The sequence below is a fragment of the Flavobacterium branchiophilum NBRC 15030 = ATCC 35035 genome (assembly GCF_002217205.1).
In the GTDB taxonomy this organism is placed as follows: Bacteria; Bacteroidota; Bacteroidia; order Flavobacteriales; family Flavobacteriaceae; genus Flavobacterium; species Flavobacterium branchiophilum.
In genome coordinates, this window is the sequence record NZ_MUGT01000224.1 from 1 (window position 1) to 1,065 (window position 1,065).

The 1,065-nt window shown below is 27.4% G+C and carries 1 protein-coding gene; it reads right to left on the minus strand.

Going from position 1 to position 1,065, the window contains the following annotated elements; all coding sequences use genetic code 11:
• A partial coding sequence (locus tag B0A58_RS16025; RefSeq protein ID WP_165766370.1) for a hypothetical protein occupies positions 1-345 on the minus strand: 345 nt, incomplete at its 3' end.
• Positions 346-1,065: the final 720 nt, after the last annotated feature.

The following is a 1,065-nucleotide window of genomic DNA, read 5'->3' on the forward strand; positions in this document are numbered from 1 at the left end:
GGCAAGTTGGGTTAAAATAGAATATCCCGTATCATCATTAGTAACCATAAATGGTTGTCCTTTCAAATAAATGGCTTCTTTTCCGCTTATTACAGCTTTTGTTTTAGTAAAATAATGACCACTTTCTGAAAAATTGATTGTTTCACTCGAATTAGCTTGAATGGTAACAATTTCATGCAAACTGGCATTATTGTCAGTACCTTGCATCACTTTTACAGTCATGGTTCGCATGGAGTTGTTTTCAATGGTCAAACGAGCTTGAGCATTTAGAGCAAAAGAGAAGAGCAAAAAAAGGAAGGTAAAAATATTTTTTATGGTAGAAAAATATTTTAAAATACCTCGCAAAATTTTTACGATATCTCGATAAGGGCGTGATTGTAATCGGTTCAGTTTAACTATGGTTTTATTGCTCGGCTTGCGGTTGNNATATAAATAAAATATTCTCGTGTATTATTTTCAGCAAACATTCTCTTATGTATTTATTGTAATGATTGAATTATTTTTTGATTTAAATTCATTTGGATTTGAAAAACTTGATAGAAACATTGTTGTTTCGTCTGGTAACCTCCCTAAAACCTTTGTTGCAACAGCATGAGAAAATCCATTTCTCATAATTTCTCTGATTATGGTATATAAATAATCTTTTTCATCTTGTGTAATAAGTTAAATTTTTTGCATAAATCAATTGATTTTCCCAAATTATTTGAGTTATATTTTACATTAGGTTCTTTAAAAACGTCATTCCAAGTTTCAATTGGTATTGGTCCTGTTCCAACTTCATTATAGATTAATGACAATTTAAGAAGCCTTTCAAAAAGATTATTTGTTTGCGTTATTGACGCTCTATAAAATTCTAATATTAAAATTTATTTATTTCAAAAATTATTATTAATTTATAAGAAAACACACAAAATCAAACTCAAAATACTCAGATTGTTTCTCAAAATTTTTATTTAAATTTTCATCAAATGCTTTTTCAAAAAGTTCTTTTTCCATTTTACTAATGTTCCTTATGGTATTTTACAATTCTGAAAAAAATCAATATTATGGTTATTGGAATTAATA